At 70.8% G+C, this 19,555-nt stretch carries 18 protein-coding genes and 1 other RNA gene; 6 read left to right on the top strand and 13 right to left on the bottom strand.

Going from position 1 to position 19,555, the window contains the following annotated elements:
• The first annotated feature begins 12 nt into the window (after positions 1-12).
• Positions 13-420, top strand: a transfer-messenger RNA (tmRNA) gene (gene ssrA, locus ACT80S_RS03335).
• A gap of 99 nt (positions 421-519) precedes the next feature.
• Here ssrA and ACT80S_RS03330 read toward each other — a convergent pair.
• Positions 520-939, bottom strand: coding sequence for a MarR family winged helix-turn-helix transcriptional regulator (locus ACT80S_RS03330; protein ID WP_377412553.1), 420 nt, complete (start codon positions 937-939; stop codon positions 520-522).
• A 151-nt stretch (positions 940-1,090) separates the two neighbouring features.
• Between ACT80S_RS03330 and ACT80S_RS03325 the strand changes: the two genes are divergently transcribed.
• On the top strand, positions 1,091-3,007 hold the full coding sequence (locus ACT80S_RS03325; RefSeq protein WP_377412551.1) for an FAD-dependent monooxygenase: 1,917 nt from the start codon (positions 1,091-1,093) through the stop codon (positions 3,005-3,007).
• A gap of 76 nt (positions 3,008-3,083) precedes the next feature.
• Here the strand turns inward: ACT80S_RS03325 and ACT80S_RS03320 are convergent, their stop codons facing one another.
• The 11 genes from ACT80S_RS03320 to ACT80S_RS03270 form a co-directional block, all read right to left on the bottom strand.
• On the bottom strand, positions 3,084-3,491 hold the full coding sequence (locus ACT80S_RS03320) for a YbaN family protein (protein ID WP_377412549.1): 408 nt from the start codon (positions 3,489-3,491) through the stop codon (positions 3,084-3,086).
• Between the two features lie 141 nt (positions 3,492-3,632).
• Positions 3,633-5,162, bottom strand: coding sequence for a cryptochrome/photolyase family protein (locus ACT80S_RS03315; protein ID WP_377412547.1), 1,530 nt, complete (start codon positions 5,160-5,162; stop codon positions 3,633-3,635).
• Positions 5,159-5,299, bottom strand: coding sequence for a DUF2256 domain-containing protein (locus tag ACT80S_RS03310; RefSeq protein ID WP_377412545.1), 141 nt, complete (start codon positions 5,297-5,299; stop codon positions 5,159-5,161). Before ACT80S_RS03310 ends, ACT80S_RS03315 begins: the two co-directional genes overlap by 4 nt.
• Before the next feature lie 25 nt (positions 5,300-5,324).
• Entirely contained in the window at positions 5,325-6,905 is a 1,581-nt protein-coding gene (locus ACT80S_RS03305; RefSeq protein ID WP_377412543.1) for a cryptochrome/deoxyribodipyrimidine photo-lyase family protein, read from the bottom strand.
• A gap of 2 nt (positions 6,906-6,907) precedes the next feature.
• Positions 6,908-7,396 carry a nuclear transport factor 2 family protein gene (locus ACT80S_RS03300; RefSeq protein WP_377412540.1) on the bottom strand — a complete coding sequence of 163 codons (489 nt, stop codon included), beginning with the start codon at positions 7,394-7,396 and terminating at the stop codon, positions 6,908-6,910.
• A 17-nt stretch (positions 7,397-7,413) separates the two neighbouring features.
• Positions 7,414-8,184, bottom strand: coding sequence for an SDR family NAD(P)-dependent oxidoreductase (locus ACT80S_RS03295; protein WP_377412537.1), 771 nt, complete (start codon positions 8,182-8,184; stop codon positions 7,414-7,416).
• Positions 8,181-8,729 (bottom strand): DUF3833 domain-containing protein, encoded by a 549-nt coding sequence (locus ACT80S_RS03290; protein WP_377412639.1) that lies wholly within the window; start codon positions 8,727-8,729, stop codon positions 8,181-8,183. Before ACT80S_RS03290 ends, ACT80S_RS03295 begins: the two co-directional genes overlap by 4 nt.
• A gap of 71 nt (positions 8,730-8,800) precedes the next feature.
• Positions 8,801-9,373, bottom strand: coding sequence for a chalcone isomerase family protein (locus ACT80S_RS03285; protein WP_377412534.1), 573 nt, complete (start codon positions 9,371-9,373; stop codon positions 8,801-8,803).
• A complete protein-coding gene (locus tag ACT80S_RS03280) occupies positions 9,345-10,568 on the bottom strand; it encodes a class I SAM-dependent methyltransferase (RefSeq protein ID WP_377412533.1) in 1,224 nt (407 codons plus the stop codon). Before ACT80S_RS03280 ends, ACT80S_RS03285 begins: the two co-directional genes overlap by 29 nt.
• Positions 10,565-11,380 (bottom strand): DUF1365 domain-containing protein, encoded by an 816-nt coding sequence (locus tag ACT80S_RS03275; protein ID WP_377412530.1) that lies wholly within the window; start codon positions 11,378-11,380, stop codon positions 10,565-10,567. Before ACT80S_RS03275 ends, ACT80S_RS03280 begins: the two co-directional genes overlap by 4 nt.
• Positions 11,377-12,684, bottom strand: coding sequence for an NAD(P)/FAD-dependent oxidoreductase (locus ACT80S_RS03270; RefSeq protein ID WP_377412528.1), 1,308 nt, complete (start codon positions 12,682-12,684; stop codon positions 11,377-11,379). The genes ACT80S_RS03275 and ACT80S_RS03270 overlap by 4 nt, the downstream gene beginning before the upstream one ends.
• 121 nt (positions 12,685-12,805) lie before the next feature.
• Between ACT80S_RS03270 and ACT80S_RS03265 the strand changes: the two genes are divergently transcribed.
• Positions 12,806-13,813 (top strand): MerR family transcriptional regulator, encoded by a 1,008-nt coding sequence (locus tag ACT80S_RS03265; RefSeq protein WP_377412526.1) that lies wholly within the window; start codon positions 12,806-12,808, stop codon positions 13,811-13,813.
• Here ACT80S_RS03265 and ACT80S_RS03260 read toward each other — a convergent pair.
• On the bottom strand, positions 13,797-14,714 hold the full coding sequence (locus ACT80S_RS03260; RefSeq protein WP_377412524.1) for a LysR family transcriptional regulator: 918 nt from the start codon (positions 14,712-14,714) through the stop codon (positions 13,797-13,799). The two genes, ACT80S_RS03265 and ACT80S_RS03260, sit on opposite strands and share 17 nt — an antisense overlap.
• 125 nt (positions 14,715-14,839) lie before the next feature.
• On the opposite strand from ACT80S_RS03260, the gene ACT80S_RS03255 reads away from it, so the two are divergent.
• The 3 genes from ACT80S_RS03255 to ACT80S_RS03245 are packed head-to-tail and all read left to right on the top strand — an operon-like array spanning position 14,840 to position 19,550.
• Positions 14,840-15,694 carry a fumarylacetoacetate hydrolase family protein gene (locus ACT80S_RS03255; protein WP_377412521.1) on the top strand — a complete coding sequence of 285 codons (855 nt, stop codon included), beginning with the start codon at positions 14,840-14,842 and terminating at the stop codon, positions 15,692-15,694.
• 14 nt (positions 15,695-15,708) lie between these two features.
• Positions 15,709-17,793 carry a hydantoinase/oxoprolinase family protein gene (locus ACT80S_RS03250; protein WP_377412519.1) on the top strand — a complete coding sequence of 695 codons (2,085 nt, stop codon included), beginning with the start codon at positions 15,709-15,711 and terminating at the stop codon, positions 17,791-17,793.
• Complete coding sequence (locus ACT80S_RS03245) at positions 17,790-19,550, top strand: hydantoinase B/oxoprolinase family protein (protein WP_377412516.1); 1,761 nt, start codon at positions 17,790-17,792, stop codon at positions 19,548-19,550. The genes ACT80S_RS03250 and ACT80S_RS03245 overlap by 4 nt, the downstream gene beginning before the upstream one ends.
• The last annotated feature ends 5 nt before the right edge of the window (positions 19,551-19,555 follow it).

The following is a 19,555-nucleotide window of genomic DNA, read 5'->3' as shown; positions in this document are numbered from 1 at the left end:
GCGAGCTACCCTGGGGCTGCACCGGTTTCGACGTGGGTGCGGACACGCAGCAGGGCATGCCGAGGTTCAGGTTCCTCGTAAAACCGTCTGAAAAAAACTAACTGCCAACTTCAAGCAGTTCGGTGCCGCCTCGAACGATCGCTCGTTCGCGATGGCCGCTTAATTAAAAGTTAAGCAACCGCGTCGCACCAGTTCGTCGATGGGCTGGGGCAAGGGGCGAAAGCCCTGAGCTGCGACGTCATTCACATCGGCTGGCCTTGCCCGGGTACCTTGGGTGGAGGCGAGAAAATAGGGTACTGGCGGCCGGTGTAGCGTGCGTCTGCGCGACACCGGTGGCGAGAACCAAACCAGAACGCTAAGCATGTAGAACTGCTCGTAGAAGGCTTGCGGACGCGGGTTCAATTCCCGCCAGCTCCACCACATCAGACAACGGCCCGCTTCGGCGGGCCGTTTTCCTTGGTGCCCATCCTCCGGGATCGGCGGCTTTCGTCTCGCGTGGGCTGCGGCGAGATGCGCCTCTCACGGCAGGATGACCCGGCGCGCCAGGTCGATGAAACGCGCCCGATCGGCCTCGTTCAGGGGCTGCAGGATGTCCTCCTGCAGGCTCTCTACGATGGGTCGAAGGTCCGACAGCGTGCGCTGGCCCAGCTCGGTGAGGGACAGCTCGCGCGCCCTCCGGTCACGCTCGCTGACGACTCGATCGACCCAGCCCTTCTTCTCCAGCCGGTCAATGACGCCACCGATCGTGGCCCGGTCGTAGCCGATCAACTCCGCGACACGCGCCTGGTCGGTGGAAGGGTGGTTGTGGATCGCGTCCAGCGCCGCGAATTGCACCGGCGTCAGGTCGTAGCCGGCGGCCTGGGTGCGCTGCACGAAGACCTGGGTGGAGTGCTGGTGAAGGCGGCGAATCAGGTGCCCCGCCATGTCGAGTGTCATCATGTCCACGCCTCTTGATTCATGGGTACTGGTCTGGCACGGGTGATGCCGATCGATTGATAATCATACACATCATCTTGATAGGGATGATAAGTAGAGTTATTATTTCGGCGTGCCGGCGGTCCGGCGCTCTTTCAACCGATGGAGACGAGAGATGCAGTTCTACAAGAACGGATTCCGCGGGGGTAACCCTGATGTCAAGGAGGCGGCGCCGAACCGGCGCAATCGTGGCGTCCATGAGCCCTTGCCTGAAAAGGTGGATGTACTGATTGCCGGCACCGGGCCCGCGGGCCTGTGCCTGGCCGCGCAGCTGGCGCAGTTCCCCGAGATCGAGACGATGATCATCGAGCGCATGCCCACCAACATCATCAAGGGCAAGGCCGACGGCATCAACACGCGCACCATGGAAATGTTCCAGGCCTTCGGCTTCGCCGACAAGGTCAAGCGCGAAACCTACTGGGTCAACCAGACCAGTTTCTGGATGCCGGATCCCAAGAACCCGGCGCACATCCGGCGGGTCGGCCGGGTGCAGGACGTGGCCGATGACAGCTCGGAGATGCCGCACATCCTGATCAACCAGGCCCGGCTGCATGAGCTTTTCCTGGAGGTCATGAAGAACTCGCCTTCGCGCCTCGAACCCGACTACGGCTGGGAAATCGTGGGCCTGACGATCGACCCGACGACCGAGGACCATCCGGTCACGGTGACGCTCAAGGACGCCACTGGCGTGAACTGGGGGGCGACCCGGACGGTGCGGGCCAACTACGTGGTTGGCTGCGACGGCGCGCATTCGGCCGTGCGCAAGGCGATCGGCGGGAAACTGCACGGCGATGCCGCGAACCAGGCCTGGGGCGTGATGGACATCCTGGCCAATACGGACTTCCCGGACGTCCGGCAGAAGTGCCTGATCTCCTCCGCCAACGAGGGGAACGTGTTGATCCTCCCGCGAGAGGGCGGCTACGTGTTCCGGATGTATGTCGAACTGGACAAGCTCCGCCCTGATGAAAGGGCGGCGAGCCGCAAGTTCACCCAGGACGACATGATCGCGGCGGCCAATCGCATCATCCAGCCGTACTCGATCGATGTGAAGGAGGTGGTCTGGTGGTCCATCTACGACATCGGCCACAGCATCACCGACAAGTTCGATGACGTGCCGGAGGGCGAGGACCGCAACCCGCGCGTGTTCACGGCGGGAGACGCCTGCCACACCCACTCGCCCAAGGCCGGCCAGGGGATGAACGTTTCGATGCAGGACACGTTCAACCTGGGCTGGAAGCTGGTGCACGTCCTCCAGGGGCGGGCGGACGCCAGCCTGCTGCGAACCTATTCCAGCGAGCGACTGACCGAGGCCAAGCGACTGGTCGAGACGGACCACCAGTGGGCGCGGATCATGTCGGCGCCGACCACGCAGGCCGAGCGGGACGGCACCGAGGAGCCGCGCATCATCCGCCAGTTCAAGGCGAACCTGGAGTTCACGGGCGGCAATGCCGTGAAATACGACCCGTCGCGCCTGATCGGCCCCGGAACCCACCAGGCGCTGGCGCGCGGCCTGGAGATCGGTCGCCGCTTCCACTCGGCACCGGTCGTGCGCGTATCGGACGCCAAGCAGATGCAACTGGGCCATGTGGCCGAGGCGGACGCGCGCTGGCGCCTCTACGCCTTCGCGGGCAAGGCCGACAGCTCCGAGCCGGGCAGCGCGATCCACCGGCTGGCTGACTGGCTGGAAACCCACCCCGACTCGCCTGTCGTCCAGCACACGCGCAAGGGCGAAGACATCGACGCGGTGATCGACTTCCGCGCGGTGTTCCAGCAGACCTTCGACCAGCTCGCCTACGAGAAGATGCCGTCCCTCCTGAAGCCCAGGACCGGCAAGCTGGGCCTGCAGGACCACGAGAAGGTCTTCTGCGTGGACCACAAGGGCGTGGGCGACATCTTCGCCATGCGCGGGATCGACCGGGACCGGGGATGCATGGTCGTGGTGCGGCCCGACCAGTACGTGGCCCATGTCCTGCCCCTGGACGGGTTCGAGGCGTTGTCTGCCTACTTTGCGGGCGTCCTGAAGCGGGCGTGAAACGCGTGGTCCGCAGAAACCCCCGCGGGCATGGCTGCGGGCGGCGTCGCGGGCCCGGGGAATCCGATGACACACCCTAATCGCGCCCGCCGCCCGGGCGGGGTGCGTCGTCCGGGGCCGGCTCCGGACGGCGCCACAGCCAGCAGCCCACGGCCACCATGACTGCGCAGATGCCCGCCCGCAGCCAGCCGTTCACCGGCACGAACAGCAGCATCAGTGCGCTGCCCGACATCGCCAGCGTGGCGAACCATTTCGCCCGGCGCGGCACCGCCCCGTGCGCGCGCCACTGGCGGATGGCGGGGCCGAAGTGGGCGTGCGCGAGCAGCCAGGCATCCAGCGCCGGCCAGCCCCGCGAAGCGGCCCAGGCCGCCAGCAGCACGAAGGGCACCGTGGGCAGCACCGGCAGGAACACACCCACCACGCCCAGGGCCAGGCTGGCGAGCGCCAGCAGGCGCCAGAGGAGGATGCGGGTGGCAGCGAGCATCGCTGAGGGATGGTGAGGGGCGGTGAGGAGGTCGGCGCAGTGGATGCGCTCCCATCATCGCTCAAGGTGGCGGGCCGCCGCAGCCGCCATCGCCTGAGACGCCGCAGGCATCGCAGGCCCCGGGAATGCGGGCGGCCTGTGTCACAGGGAGTCCAGCCGCGCCAGGCTGCCGGCGGCCTGGGCCCGCAGGGCCTGCAGGGCGTCCGGGGCCAGGCGGTCCAGCTGGCGGTACACCATCGCGAGCCGGTGGTTGCCCGCGAGCCGCGCCCGGTGCCGGTCGAAGAAGTCCCAGTACAGCGCGTTGAAGGGGCAGGCGCGCTCGCCGGTGCGGGCCTTGCGGTCGTAGTGGCAGCCGGCGCAGTGGTCGCCCATGCGGTCCAGGTAGGCGGCGGTGCTCACGTAGGGCTTGGTCGCGAGCCGGCCGCCGTCGGCGAACTGGCTCATGCCCAGGGTGTTGGGCGCCTCCACCCACTCGAAGGCGTCGATGTAGATGCCCAGGTACCAGCGGTGGACCTCGGCCGGCGCGAGGCCCGCGAGCAGGGCGAAGTTGCCGACCACCATGAGCCGCTGGATGTGATGCGCGTAGGCGTGTTCGAGCGACTGGCCGATGGCAGCGGCCACGCAGGCCATGCGGGTGCGGCCGTCCCAGAACCAGGGCGGCAGCGGCCGCTCGTGGCCCAGCCCGTTCGCCTCGGTGTAGCCCGGCATGCGGGCCCAGTAGACGCCGCGCACGTACTCGCGCCACCCCAGCACCTGACGGATGAAGCCTTCCACCGCATGCAGCGGCGCCTGGCCTTCCCGCCAGGCCTGCTCGGCGCGGCCCACCACCTCGCGCGGGTTCAGCATCTTGGTGTTCAGGGCGAACGAGAGCAGCGAGTGGAACAGGTGCCAGTGGCGCCGCGAGAGGGCGTCCTGGTAGTCGCCGAAATGCGGCAGGCCGCGGGCGATGAAGTGGTCCAGCTGCTGCAGGGCCTCGGCCCGGTCCAGCGGCCAGCGGAAGTCGCGGGCCTGAGGCTCGCCCACGGTCTGCACGCCGGCGCGGGCGATGGCCTGCCACAGCGCCGCGTGGTCGTGGCGGGGCCGCGTGTCCTCGGGCGGCGCGGGCGTGCCGGGCCAGGGCCGGCGGTTGTCGGCGTCGTAGTTCCACCGGCCGCCCACGGGCTGGCCGTCGGGCTCCAGCAGCACGCGGTGCAGGCGGCGCTGCTGGCGGTAGAAGGTCTCCATCAGCCAGTGGGGCTTGTCCCCGAACAGCCGTTGCACCGTGTCGCGCGCGGTGTAGAAGTGATGGGTGTCCACCATCGACACTGGCACGCTGCAGCGGCGCGCCCACTCGGCCAGCTCGCGGTCCACGCGCCATTCGTCCGGGGCCTGGTAATCGACGGCGGTGGCGCGGTAGTGCGTGACCAGCGCGTCCAGGTTGCCGGTCAGGCTCTGGCGGTTGCTCGGGTGGTCGATGGCGATGTGCCGCACGCGGTGCCCCGCGGCCTTGAGCCGTTCGGCGAACGCGCGCAGCGCGGCGAAGATGCCCAGCACCTTCTGCGCGTGGTGGCGCACGTAGTCGGTCTCGCTGCGCACCTCCATCAGCACATAGACCACCTCCGGTCGCACCTCGGCATACCAGGGGTGCAGCGGGTCGAGCTGGTCGCCCAGGACGAGGCGAAGGACGGTCATCGCCGGGGCTCCCCGGCCGGCACGGCGCCCTGGCGGCGGCAGCGCTCCGAGCAGTACTTCACCGCCTCCCAGTCCCGCGCCCACTTGCGGCGCCAGGCGAAGTCCAGGCCGCAGCAGGCGCAGCGTTTGGTCGGCAACTCCGACTTCCTTCGCATCTTCATCTCAGAAATCCAGGGAGAGCTGGTCCGCCGCGGCGCACGCGCAGGGGGAGGCGGCGGACCGGGCCGGGCCGCGGGGACGCGCCGTGGCGCCCGGCATGCCGCGGCGCGAGCCGTGCCGCTCCACCACGGCGGCCTTCGCCTCGCGCACCTCGGGCTGGCGGCGCACGGCGTGCAGGCGGGCCTTGGCGTCGCGCAGCGCCGGCTCGAGGTCCACGAGGGGCTGCGGGATGTCGACGCCCACGCGCACGCCGCAGCGCGCCTGCACGTCGGGCGGCATGCGCCAGGGCTCGAACAGCCAGGTGTCCGGGACGCGGCGCATCGCCGGCACCCAGCGACGCACGAAGCGGCCCTGGGGGTCGTGGTCGAGCGCCTGCTTGACCGGGTTGTAGACGCGCGTGGTGTTGATGCCGGTGGTGCCCGACTGCATCTGCAGCTGCGGCCAGTGGATGCCGGGCTCGTAGTCGAGGAACTCGCGGGCCAGCCAGTGGCCCACTTCGCGCCAGTGCAGCCACAGCGGGTAGGCGGCCACCGAGACCAGCATCGCCCGCATGCGGAAGTTGATCCAGCCGGTGTGCCGCAGCATGGCGACGCAGGCGTCCACCATCGGCCAGCCGGTGCGGCCCTGCGACAGCGCCTCGAAGTGCGCCGGGTTCCAGTGCGGCTCGCGCAGGCCGTCGTAGCCGCGGTGCAGGTTGCGCCACTCCAGTTCGGGCTCGCTCTCCAGCTTCTGGATGAAGTGGCAGTGCCAGTACAGCCGGCTCTGGAAGGCCTGCAGGCCGCGGGCCTGCGCCGCGGCGGGCGCGTCCTGCATCGCGGCGCGGGTGGCCTGCACCACCTCGCGCATTCCCAGGCAGCCGTAGGCGAGGTAGGGCGACAGGCGCGAGCAGGCCTGCGGCGCGCTCAGGGGCGAGGAGATGCCGCCGCGGTAGCGGGCGCTGCGATCCCGCAGGAAGTCCTCCAGCACGCGCTCGGCCTGCGGGCGGCCGCCGCGCTGGCGCTGCGGCGGGTCGTGCGGGTCCAGGCCCAGCGCGGCGGGCGAGGGCAGTGGGCGCGAGGCCCAGGGGAACACGGCGGCAGGCAGGTCCCGCGCTTGCGGCGCGGCGAGGGCCGCGGGCAGCGGCGCCTGCGCGGCGGCCATGTGGGCCTCCCACCGGGGTTGCCAGCGTCCGCGGTCTCGCAGGCCGCGCACCACGCCGAACTGCGGCCGCTCGTGCCAGCCCACGCCGCGCTCGCGGCACCAGCGGGCAACGGCGAGGTCGCGCCGGTAGGTGAAGTCGTTGCCGGTTTCCTCGTGCGCGTGGAGCGCGGCGAAGGGCGCGTGCCGGTGCAGGGCGTCGAGGACCTCCACCGCCTCCCCCACCGCCACGTGCAGCCGCGTGCCCAGGGCGCGCAGCGCGCGGTCCAGCGTGGCCAGCGACTCCTCGATGAAGCGGTAGTGCTGCGTCGCCGCGTCCGGCTGCGCCCAGAGGCCCGGCTCGACGATGTAGAGGCACAGCACCGGCCCGAGGCGCGCGGCCTCGTGCAGCGGCAGGTGGTCCTGCACGCGCAGGTCGCGCTTGAACCAGACGACCCGGTAGTCCACGGTCAGGTGCGGGCGCGCCGCTTGAGCCAGCGCATGAGGCCGCCGATACCGGGCAGCTTCTCGTACAGCTCCTCGGCGGCGTCCCAGTAGTCGCGGTGCAGGGTGACGCGGCCCTGGTCGTCGAACACGAGGTGGCTGGCGCCGCGCACCACCTGCCACGACCGGGTGTCGAAGCGGCGGAAGCGGAAATGGAAGTCCCAGGTCAGGAAGCACTGCGCGCCCTGCACCACCTGGCCGGTGACGAGGAAGCGCGGCGCCTCGAGGGACTCGAACATGTGGCGGAAGATGCCCTCGATGGCCGCCGGGCCCTCGACCTCGTTGAACGGGTCCTTGAAGCGCGCGCCGGGGGCGTAGAGCGCGTGAAGGCGCGGCAGGTCGTGGGGCGCGAGGCGTTCGAAGAAGTCCACGAGTTGCGCCACCGCGGGGGCGATGGCCGTCGCGGCAGGCGATGCAGGCGATGCAGGCGGCGCCGGGGTGTCGGGAAGGGCCATGGTGTCAGGCGCCGGATTCACAGGCCGGTGGCCCGCCGCACGGCGGCGAAGTACAGGCGGTACGGCAGCAGCCGCAGCAGCTTCATCACGCCGGTGAAGCGCCGGGGGAAATGGATCTCGAAGCGGCCCCGTTCCCAGCCGGCCACGATGGCCTGCGCCGCCTGGTCGGCGGTGATCAGCGCCGGCATGGGGAAAGCATTGCCCGCGGTCAGCGGCGTGTCGACGAAGCCCGGGTTGATGAGGCTCACGCCCAGGCCCCGCGGGCGCAGGTCGAGGTAGAGCGTCTCGGCCAGGTTGATGAGGGCGGCCTTGGTCGGCCCGTAGGCCAGGCTCAGCGGCAGGCCGCGGAAGCCGGCCACGCTGCTGATGAAGCCCAGGTGGCCCTGGCCGCGGGCCAGCATCGCCGGCGTGACCGCGTCGAGCACGTGCAGCGCGCCGGCGGTGTTGATCGCCTGGTGGCGCATCAGCTCGTCGAGGTCCATCGCGGTGGCGCGCATCGGCTGGTAGTGGCCCGCGCAGTAGCACACCAGGTCCAGCGGGCCGCCGGCCAGGGCCTCCTGGGCGGCGCGGCGCACGGCCTGGCGGTTCGTCACGTCCAGGGGCAGGGCCACGCTGCCCGGGTGCGCCTGCACGAAGGCGTCCAGGGCCTCGGCCTTGCGGGCCGAGACCAGCACCGTGGCCCCGAGGCCATGCAGGCGCTCGGCCAGGGCCCGGCCGATGCCGGTGGACGCGCCCACCAGCCAGACGCGGCGGCCGCGCCAGTCGCGGATCGGCGGATTGAGGCTCACGGCTGCGGCTTGTTGAAGGACAGCGTGACCTCGCCCAGGCGCACGCCGAACTTGCTCATGGTGGCGCGATTGAGCATCACGCGGTCGTCCACCAGGAACATCCAGTCCTCGAAGCGCACCTCGTAGACCTTGCCGTCGACTGGCAGGCGCAGCACGTAGGTCCAGAAGAACGCATTGCCCGAGGCCTGGCCGCTGGCGGTGCCGACCACGTCGTCCGCGGTGCCGGTGTAGCGGCCGTCCGCATGCCGGGTGAGGCGCCAGACACGGCGGTCGGTGGTGCCGTCCGAGTAGGTGAAGCGCTCGTCGAGCACGCCCTGGTCGCCCTCCCAGCGGCAGTCCATGTCGACGGTGAAGCGCCGCACCACCTGGCCGCTGCGGTCCTGGAAGATGCCGTGCGCGACGACCTTGCCGTTGAAGTAGCGCGCCAGGTCCAGGGTGGGGCGCTCGCCGGCGTAGCTGGCGATGTCGGGGTTGGCGCAGCCGGCCAGGCCCGCCGCGGCGGCGAGGGCGAGCAGCAGGCGGCGGGCGCGTGCGAGGGGACTCATCGGGCGCGGCGCGCTGGGGGCTTCGGCGGGGCTCGTGGTGCGCATGGGTTTTCCTGGTGGGGCTCGGCGTCTCAGGGACCGGCGCGCTCGCCCAGGCCCAGGAGCGCCAGGCGCAGCGCCGGCTGCGAGGTGGTGGGGGCCAGCCAGATGCCGAAGAACCGGCGGCCGAAGTCGGGGTCGTCGACCTGCCCCACGGGGCGGCCGTTGTGCCAGAAGCGCGCGCCCTCGCCGGGCAGGTGCAGGCCGGCCAGCCGGTCGCCCGCCTTCACGTCGGGGAACACGCGCGCCATCTCCGCCTGCCAGCGCCGGGCCAGGGGCTCCGGCAGGGGCCCGGCGCGGCGCATCTCGTCCAGCGAGCGGCCGGCGATGGCGCTGCCGGCGAAGTCCCGCAGGTACTCCAGCTCCAGCACCAGCGGCTGGGCCTCGGGCTGGTCGGCCTGGAAGCCGGGCCGGGTCCACAGGCGCGCGTGGTAGACGCGCAGGCCGAAGTAGCGCAGCGTGGCCTCGCCCTGCAGGCGGCTGCCGGCCAGCTGGGGGTGGGGGCCGGGGCTCGCCGCCGCGGGCGGCAGCGCGCCCAGGCACAGCCACAGCGCCAGGGCCAGCAGCAGCGCCCGGTCAACGCGCCAGCGTGTACTGGACCACATCGATGTCCCCCACCGCGAAGCCGGCCTCGCAGTACGCCAGGTAGAACTCCCAGATGCGCAGGAAGCGCTCGTCGAAGCCCAGCGCCAGCACCTCCTCGCGCCGGGCCAGGAAGTCCTCGCGCCAGCGGCGGCAGGTCTCGGCGTAGTCGGCGCCGAAGGCCAGTTCGTCCACGACCTGCAGGCCGGCCGCTTCGGCCTCGCGGCGGAACTCGGCCGGGCAGGGCAGGCAGCCGCCGGGGAAGATGTACTGCTGGATGAAGTCGGTGCCGCGGATGTAGCGCCCGAACAGCCGGTCCTGGATCACGATGCTCTGGATGCAGGCCCGGCCGCCCGGCTTGAGCAGGCGCGCGATGCTGCCGAAGTAGGTGGGCCAGTACTCGCGGCCGACGGCCTCCACCATCTCGATGGAGCAGACCGCGTCGTAGGGGCCGTCGGCGATGTCGCGGTAGTCCTGCAGGCGCAGGTCGGCGCGCTCGGCCACGCCCAGCGCCGCCAGCCGCTCCTGCGCCCAGGCCAGCTGCTCGGTGGACAGGGTGACGCCGGTCAGGTGCGCGCCGAATTCCGTCGTCGCCTTCTCGGCCAGCGCGCCCCAGCCGCAGCCGATCTCCAGCACGCGGTCGCCCGGCTGCACGCCGGCCAGGCGCAGCGCGCGCCGCACCTTGGCGTGCTGGGCCTCGGCCATGTCGCGCTGCGGGTCGCCCTCGAACAGGGCGGAGGAGTAGTTCATGGTCCCGTCCAGCCAGAGCCGGTAGAACGCGTTGCCCAGGTCGTAGTGGGCGTGGATGTTCTTGCGGCTGTTGCGGCGGGTGTTGCGGTTCAGGAGGTGGCGCAGCCGGTACAGCAGGCGGCCGGCCCAGGAGCCGTGGATCACGTCGTCCAGCGCCTGCCGGTTGCGGGCCAGCAGCTCCAGCAGCTGGGGCAGCTGCGGGGTGGTCCAGTCACCGGCCAGGTAGCTCTCGGCGAAGCCGATGTCGCCCGAGCGCAGCGCGGCGCGGCAGGGGCTCCAGTTCTTCAGGTGCAGGGTGGCATGCGGGCCCTGGCCGTCGCCCACCGTGCACACCTCGCCGTCGGGCAGGTGGAGGGTGAGCGAGCCGTGGCGCAGCCGCTGCAGCAGGCGGAACACGGTGCGTGCCGCGGCGGGCGTGCGGGCGGGCAGGGTCAGGCCGGTGGGCGTGGCGGCGGTGAGGGTGTTCATGCGCTCGGGGTCCGGGGGCAGGGGACAGGGGGCTGGCGGGTCACCGCCGCCTCGGGGGCGGGCGGCTTGCGGTGGAATCCGGTGCGTTTCAGCCAGATCTGCAGCGCCTGCCAGTGGATGCGGGCCATCACCATCAGGGTCATGGCCGGGTAGCGCCACAGCGCGCGCCGCAGGGCGGCGGGCGTGACCGGCTCCAGGGTGCCGCTGACGCTGGTGTTCAGGAGCGGGCCGTCGCCGTCGTCATGGTCCACGCGCACCACGGTGCGGGGGCCGGCCTCGCCCTGCGTGCGCAGGAAGCGGAAGCGGTAGCGGCCCTCCACCCGGCAGAACGGCGAGACATGGAAGCACTTGCCGGCCTCCAGCTCGGCGCCGTAGCGGGGGCGGTCCAGCAGGTAGCAGTGGCGCTCGCCGAAGGTGTTGTTGACCTCGGCCACGATGGCGCGCAGGCTGCCGTCGGCCCGGTGGCAGTACCAGAAGCTCACCGGCTTGAAGGTGTAGCCCAGCATGCGCGGGTAGGTGTGGAGCCAGACCTCGCCGTCGGCGTCGGTGATGCCCTCCTGCCGGAGCAGCGCCTCCATCCAGGCCAGCGCGCCGCCCTCGGCCGGGCCGCGGCCGTCGCCGTGGTCGCTGTCGTGGAAGCTGATGGGCGCCGGCCGGTTGACGGCCAGGCCGCCGAGGGCGGCCGGGTCCTGGAGCCGGCGCATCGGCAGCATCAGGAAGAAAGTGTCGTAGACAAACGCATGCCGCCGCGGGCGCAGCCGGGTGTGCCGCACCTGGCCGAAGCCGAGCTGGGCGACCGGCGCCTGGCTCATGCGGCCACCTTGCGGGCAGCGGCGGTATGGGCCAGCAGGTCGGCGGCCACGGCGAGGCCGGACTTGAGCCCGTCCTCGTGGAAGCCGTAGCCCGTCCAGGCGCCGCAGAACCAGGTGTGGTTCATGCCCTGCAGCTGCGGCACGCGCCGCTGCGCGCGGATCGCCGCGGCGTCGAACACCGGGTGGCTGTACTCGAACTCGCCCAGCACCCGGGCGGGATCGATCGGGCGCACCGGGTTCAGCGACTCCACCACCGGCTGGGCGATGGGCAGGGGCTGCAGGCGGTTGAGGAGGTAATGGAGGCAGACCCGGCCGGCCTCCTGCGTGCGGTCCGCGGCGCGCTCGTAGTTCCAGGCGGCCCAGGCGGCCTCGCGGCGGGGCAGGACCGAGGTGTCGGTGTGCAGCACCGCCCGGTTCGGCTGGTAGCGGATCGCGCCGAGCACCTCGGCCTCGGCCGCGGTGGGCTGGGCCAGCAGGGCCAGCGCCTGGTCGGAGTGGGTGGCCAGCACCAGCTGGTCGAAGCGCTCGCTGCCCTGGTCGGTGTGGACCGTCACGCCGGCGGCGTCGCGCCGCACCTGGCGCACGGGCGTGCGCAGGCGGGCGTCCATCAGCTGGGAAATGATCCGGCGCACGTAGTGGCGGGCGCCGCCGGTGACGGTGTGCCACTGCGGCCGGTCGTTCACCTGCAGCAGGCCGTGGTTGTGGCAGAAGCGGATCATGGTCGCCACCGGGAACTGCAGCATCTGGTCCGTCGGGCAGCTCCAGATGCAGCCCAGCATCGGCAGGAAGTACCAGTCCCGGAAGGCCGGGCCGAAGCGGTGGGCGTCGAGGAAGTCGGCCAGGGGCTGCTCCAGGGCGGCCTCGTCCCCCGCCTGCGCGATCCGGGTGCACAGCCGGTTGAAGCGCAGCAGGTCCGCCAGCATGCCGAGGAAGCGCGGGCTGGCCAGGTTGCGCTTCTGCGCGAACACCGTCGCCAGGCTGTGGCCGCTCCACTCCAGCGGCTGGCCGCCGTGCACGCCCGGCACCTGGACGGAGAACGACATGTCCGAGGGCGTGGTCGCCACGCCCAGCTCCGCGAACAGGGCGATGAGCTGGGGGTAGGTGCGCTCGTTGAAGACCAGGAAGCCGGTGTCCACGCCGAAGGTGGTCGGGGCGCCGTGCCGGTTCTGCAGGGTGATGTCGACCGTGTGGGTATGGCCGCCGAAATAGTCCCCCGCCTCGAACAGGGTGACGTGGGCGTGCGGGCGGAGCCGGTGGGCTGCGGCCAGGCCCGAGATGCCGGAACCGACGATGGCGACTTTCATGAAGATTCCTACGGACTTTGAGTTTGTCCTAGACAAATCAATTGTAGGCTGAGTTAAATTCGGACGCAAAGCAGGGCGATCAGCCCCCCACTGCGCCCACCCGACACCCCAAAACCGCCCCATGGACTCCCCGCCCGGCACCCCACCCGACCGCCCGAACGACGGCGATGCCACCTGGTCGATCGCCGACGTGGAGCGCGACACCGGCCTGGGCAAGGACACGCTGCGGGTGTGGGAGCGGCGCTACGGCTTTCCCCTGCCGTCGCGGGACGGGCTGGGGGAGCGGGCCTACCCGCCGGACCAGGTGCGGCGGCTGCGGGTGATCAAGCGCCTGCTGGACGCCGGGCACCGCCCGGGCAAGGTGGTGCCGCTGCCGTTCGACGAACTCCAGGCGCTGGTGGCCCTGGGCGGGCCGGCCGGGCGGGCTGGCGCGGCCCGGGCGTCGGTGGCGCCGGCCGCCGGCCTGCTGCAGGACCTGGCTTCACCCTGGCTCGGCTGGCTGGCGGCCGACCGGACCGACGCGGTGCGGCAGGCGCTGCAGCAGCACATCCTCCGGCACGGGCTGGGCCCGACGGTGGAGGACCTGGTCGCGCCGCTGTGCGTGCTGGTCGGCGATGCCTGGCTGCGCGGCGAGCTGTCGGTCTACCAGGAGCACCTGTTCACCGAAACCCTGCAGACCGTGCTGCGCGAGGCCATCGCCTCGCTGGACGCCAGCGGCCAGGGCCTGGCGCGGCAGCCGCGCGTGCTGCTCACCACGACGCCGGGCGAGCAGCACGGCCTGGGGCTGCTGATGGCGGAGTGCCATTTCGCCCTGGAGTCCTGTGCGCGCTTCGTGCTCGGCGTGTCGACGCCGGTCGCGGACATCGTGCTGGCGGCCCGGCAGCTGCGCGTCGACGTGCTGGCCCTGAGCTTCAGCGCCCATGCCTCGCGGCGCGACCTCGTCGACAGCCTGCGCCAGCTGCAGGACCAATTGCCCGAGGGGGTGGAGGTGTGGGTGGGCGGATCGGCCGCCGCCGCGCACCGCCGGGCGCTGCCGGAGCGCGTGGTGGTGATGCGCCGGGCCAGTGACGTCTCGGCGCAGGTGCAGGCGTGGCGGGAGCGGCGGACGGCCCTCACGCCGGCGTCGTGAGCTGCCCCTTCCACGACTGCACGGTTTCCATCACCAGCCCCGCGACGATGCGGCTGGCCTGGGTCAGCGCCCCTTGCCGGGGGCGGGCGAGGGTCACGTAGCGCCTGAGGTCCGGCGCCACCACCCGGGCCGCCTGCAGCCGGCCCAGGCGCAGCTCCTGGTTCACGGAAAAGGGGCCGAGCAGGGCGTACAGGTGCTTGTGGCTGGCGATCAGCTCCTTCTGCATCGTCAGTGAATCCGCCTCGATCGCCGCCTGCAGCGTGAAGCCCTTGCTGCGCGCCGTCTCGTCGAGGATGGCGCGCCAGTGCCCCGGCCGGCGCGGCAGCACCAGGGGCAGGCCCTCCAGCCGCTTGAAATCCACCGTGTCCGCGTGCGTGAGCGACAGGCCGGGGCTGGACACGAGGTAGGTGCTGGCGGTGACCAGCAGGGTCTCGTCCGGCGTGGAAGGCTTCTCGTAGCGAAAGAGGATGGCCATGTCCACGCTGCCCGCGTCGAGCATGGCGTCCAGCTCGCCGCCCTGGCCCTCGCGGATGTCCAGCGTGATGCGCGGGTACTCCCGGTGCAGCCGCCTGAAGACCTGCGTCATCAGCGGATGCGCCGCCGAGGGCAGGATGCCCATGCGCACCACGCCCATGGGCACGCGCGAGGTCTGGCGGATGTCCGCGAAGAGCTCGTCGCTCTCCTTCACCCACTGGCGCACCCGCTGCGCCACGTGCTGGCCGAACTCGGTCAGCACCACCCCCCGGCCGGTGCGGCGGAACAGGGGGCTGCCGCACTGCTTCTCCAGGTCGCCGACCTGGCGGCTGATGTGGGATTGCACGGTCTGCCGCTGGGCCGCGACCTTGGTGAAGCTGCCGGCCTCGGCCACCTCGAGGAACAGGCGGAAGTCCTGGATCTGCATGTCGTTTCCTTGTCCTTTCAAGCCATGCCATGAAAGGCATGGCTGAAATCTCGGATTGCATTCTAGGCAGATGGCCGGTGCGTCCCTAGACTCCCGCCGCATCGAACCCCCCAAGAGAGAACGCCATGCGATTCGTGAGTTTTGAAAAACAGGGCCAGGCCAGCTACGGCGTGTGGCAGGACGAGGCCGCCTGGCTGCAGGCGCCGGCCGACTTCCAGGCCCGCTTCCCGGACCTGAAGTCCGTCATCGCCGCCGGCCAGCTGGAGGCCCTGGAGCAGGCTGCCCGCCAGGCGAACCAGGTGGTGTCCGCGGCCGAGGCCCGCCTGCTGCCGGTGATCGCCAACCCGGGCAAGGTGTTCTGCGTGGGCCTGAACTACAAGACCCACGTCGCCGAGATGAAGCGCGCCGACAGCGAGTACCCGGCCATCTTCACCCGCTTCGCCGACAGCCTCAGCGCCCACGGAGCGCCGCTGCCCAAGCCGTCCACCACGAACCGCTTCGACTTCGAGGGCGAGCTGGCCGTGATCATCGGCAAGGGCGGCCGCCGCATCGCGCAGGCCGACGCCTTCGAGCACATCGCCGGCTACGCCTGCTTCAACGACGGCACCGCCCGCGACTGGCAGCGCCACACCCACCAGTGGACGCCGGGCAAGAACTTCCCGGCCACCGGCCCGCTGGGCCCGTTCATGGCCACGCGCCAGGCCATCCCCGACGTCAACGCGCTGAACCTGCAGACCCGCCTGAACGGCCAGGTCATGCAGAGCGCCAGCCTGTCCGACCTGATCTTCACCCTGCCCGTGATCATTGAATACCTCTCGGGCTTTACCACCCTGTCCCCCGGCGACATCATCGCCACCGGCACCCCCGGCGGCGTGGGCGACAAGCGCGAGCCCGCGGTCTACATGAAGGCCGGCGACGTGATCGAGGTCGAGATCACCGGCCTGGGCACGCTGCGCAACACGGTCGTCGACGAGGCCTGAAGGAGCACCGACCCATGACCGCATCCAAGAAATCCCTGCGCATCGCCGTCGACATCGGCGGCACCTTCACCGACATGGCCTGCTTCGACGAGGCCACCGGCGAGATCTCCTTCGGCAAGGCCCTGTCCACCCACGGCCACCTGCACGAAGGCATCCAGAACACGCTCGACGGCGCCGGCGTGGACCTCACCAACGGCTACCTGTTCCTGCACGGCTCCACCATCGCCATCAACACGCTGCTGGAGCGCAATGGCGCCAACACCGCGCTGCTGATCACCGAGGGCTTCCGCGACATCTACGAGATCGGCCGCGTCAACCGCCCCGACGCCTACAACCTGTTCTTCTCCAAGCACGTGCCCCTGGTGCCGCGCTCGCAGCGCCATGAGGTGAGCGAGCGCCTGCGCGCCGACGGCTCGCTGCACAAGCCGCTGGATGAAGAAGGCGTGCGCGCCCTGGCCCGCAAGCTGCGCGAGGACCATATCGAGGCGGTGGCGGTGCTGCTGCTGCACTCCTACCGCAACCCGGACCACGAGCGCCGCGTCAAGGCCATCCTGCAGGAGGAGATCCCGGGTGCCTTCGTGACCGCCTCGCACGAGCTGTCGCAGGAATACCGCGAGTTCGAGCGCGTCTCCACCGCCGTGGCCAACGCCTACGTGGGCCCGCGCGTCTCCGCCTACCTGGGCGAGCTGGAGGAGCACCTGGAGGAGAAGGGCTTCAAGGGCGACTTCTACGCCGTGCAGTCCACCGGCGGCCTGTTCCCGCTGGAGCATGCCCGCCGCGACTGCGTGCGCATGCTGGAGTCCGGTCCCGCCGCCGGCGTGATCGGCGCGCAGGCGATCTGCGCCCAGCTGGGCCTGCCCGACTCCATCGCCTTCGACATGGGCGGCACCACCGCCAAGGCCGGCGTGATCAGCGAAGGCCGGCCCCTGACCACCGGCAGCGCCCTGATCGGCGGCTACGAGAAGGCCCTGCCGATCCAGATCCCGATGATGGACATCTTCGAGGTCGGCACCGGCGGCGGCTCGATCGCCCGCGTGGAGCTGGGCCACTCGCTGCGCGTGGGCCCGCGCTCCGCGGGCAGCATGCCCGGCCCGGTCTGCTACGGCCGCGGCGGCACCGAGCCCACCGTCACCGACGCCAACCTGATCCTGGGCCGCCTGGACGAACACAACTTCCTGGGCGGCGAGATGCCCCTGTACCTGGACCGCGCGCGCCAGGCCATGGAGGACAAGGTCGCCACGCCCCTGGGCCTGGACGCCACGAAGGCCGCCGACGGCATCCTGCGCATCGCGGTGACGCAGATGTCGCACGCGGTGAAGGCCGTGACCACCGAGCGCGGCCTGGATGCCGGCAGCTTCACCATGGTGGTCTACGGCGGCGCCGGCCCGCTGCACGCCTCGGCCATCGCCCGCGAGATCGGCATCCGCAAGGTGCTGATCCCGCACGCGCCGGGCTACTTCTCCGCCTACGGCATGCTGTTCTCCGACCTGCGCTACGACTACGTGCGCTCGGTGTTCCGCCGCCTGGAAGGCCTGTCGTTCGACGAGATCGAGGCCATCTACCAGGAGATGGAGGATGAAGGCCGCGCCGCCATCAGCGCCTCGCAGATCCGCCCCGAGGAGATCGTCTTCGAGCGCGCCGCCGACATGCGCTACGTGGGCCAGGAGCATGCGGTGACGGTGGACCTGCCGCAGGTGCACTTCGACCGCAAGGACCGCTCCGGCATCAAGACCCACTTCGACGAGGTGCACAAGGTGCGCTACGGCACCTCCGCGCCCAAGGAGCCGGCCGACATCGTCAGCCTGCGCGTCACGGTGATGGGCCGCATGGCCAAGCCGCCGCGCAACGAGGTCGCCTCGGGCCACGCCGCCCCGGACGACGCTGCCCTGCGCGCCCACAAGCCGGTCTACTTCCGCAGCGCCGGCGACTACGTCTCCACCCCGGTGTTCAAGCGTGACCGCCTCAAGAGCGGCAACGTGATCCTCGGCCCGGCCCTGGTGGAGGAACATGCCTCGACCACCGTCGTCCAACCCGGCGACACCGTCCACGTCGACCAGTTCGGCAACCTGCAAATCTCCATCGGGAGCGACCGCTCGTGAACACCGTCACCACCCCCCAACTCCAGGCCCAGGCGCAGGCCGTGGACCCCGTCATCGTCGAGATCATCCGCAACGGCCTGTTCGCGGTGACCGAGGAGATGAAGACCAACCTGATGCGCACGGCCTACAACCTCATCATCTATGAGGCGCTGGACTTCACCGTGGGCCTGTTCACCAAGGAAGGCGACACCGTCTCCATCGGCCTGGGCCTGCCGATGTTCATCCGCGGCATGTCCGAGACCGTCAAGTCCAAGATCCGCCACTTCGGGTACGAGAACATCCACCCCGGGGACATCCTGGTCACCAACGACGCCTACACCACCGGCAGCCACCTGAACCACTTCACGTTCACCATGCCGGTGTTCCATGAAGGCGAGCTGATCGGCTTCACCTGCTGCATGGCGCACTGGCTGGACGTGGGCGGCAGCCTGGGCCAGATCACCACCGACATCTTCTCCGAGGGCATCCAGATCCCGATCGTGAAGTACCAGAGCGCGGGCAAGGTGAACCAGGACCTGGTGGACATCATCGCCATGAACGTGCGCCTGCCCGAGCGCGCCCTGGGCGACCTGCGCGCGCAGATCACCGCGATCACCACCGGCGAGCGCCGCTTCCTGGAGCTGGTGCAGCGCTATGGCAACGACGCGGTGCAGGCCTCCATCCAGGAGATCATGAACGCCTCCGAGGCGCTGGCGCGGCAGAACACGCTGTCGATCCCCGACGGCGTCTACGAGGCCGAATCCTTCATGGACGACGACGGCCTGGAGATCGGCAAGCGCATTCCGATCCGCGTCAAGGTGACCGTCAAGGGCGACGAGATGGAGATCGACCTCTCCGACGTGAGCCGCCAGGTCAAGGGCTTCTACAACTCCGGCTTCACCACCGGCATCGCCTGCGCGCAGGTGGCGTACAAGTGCCTGACCACGCCCACCGACTACCCGGTGAACGACGGCAGCTTCCGCCCCCTGAAGGTGGTGATGCCCATGGGCACCGTGATCAGCGCCGAGCGCCCCTACCCGATGCGGGTGTGGATGACGTTCCCGATGACGGTGATCGACACCATCTTCAAGGCGCTGGCCCCGGCCATTCCGGACCGCTCCATCGCCGGCCACCACGCCGACCTGGTGTTCCCCAACATCCACGGCATCTCGCCGGAGGACGGCCGCCTGTTCATCGTGGGCATCGGCCCGCTGGGTGGCGGCTGGGGCGCCAAGAGCCGCGAGGACGGCGTGTCCGTCACGGTGTGCATCAACGACGGCGACACCCACAACAGCCCCACCGAGCAGCTGGAGGCCAAGTACCCGGTGCTGGTGGAGAGCTACCGCATCCGCGAGGACAGCGGCGGCGCGGGCGAGTTCCGCGGCGGCCTGGGCGCGGAGATGGTGGTGCAGGCGCTGTCGCCGTTCTCGGTGACCACCCGCATCGACCGCATGCACTGCAAGCCCTGGGGCCTGGAAGGCGGCGGCGAGGCGGCGGGCAACGGCATCGCCATCCGCCACAAGGGCGAGTGGAAGGAAGACCTGCCCAACGCCAAGATCTTCAACGTCCGCCTGGAGCGCGGCGACGCCTACAAGATGCTCTCGGGCGGCGGCGGCGGCTTCGGCAGCCCCTTCAAGCGCGACGCGGACAAGGTGGCCGAGGACGTGCGCGAGGGCTACGTGAGCCGCGAGGCCGCGGAGAAGCTGTATGGCGTGGCGCTCGACGAGCGCGGCCAGGTCAAGGCGGCCGAGACGGCGGCCCTGCGCGCGAAGGCCTGAGGGGA

It is taken from the genome of Ramlibacter sp. MAHUQ-53 (assembly GCF_052600055.1).
The sequence above is the reverse complement of the archived record's forward strand: the minus strand, read 5'-3'. Positions and strand labels throughout refer to the sequence as shown.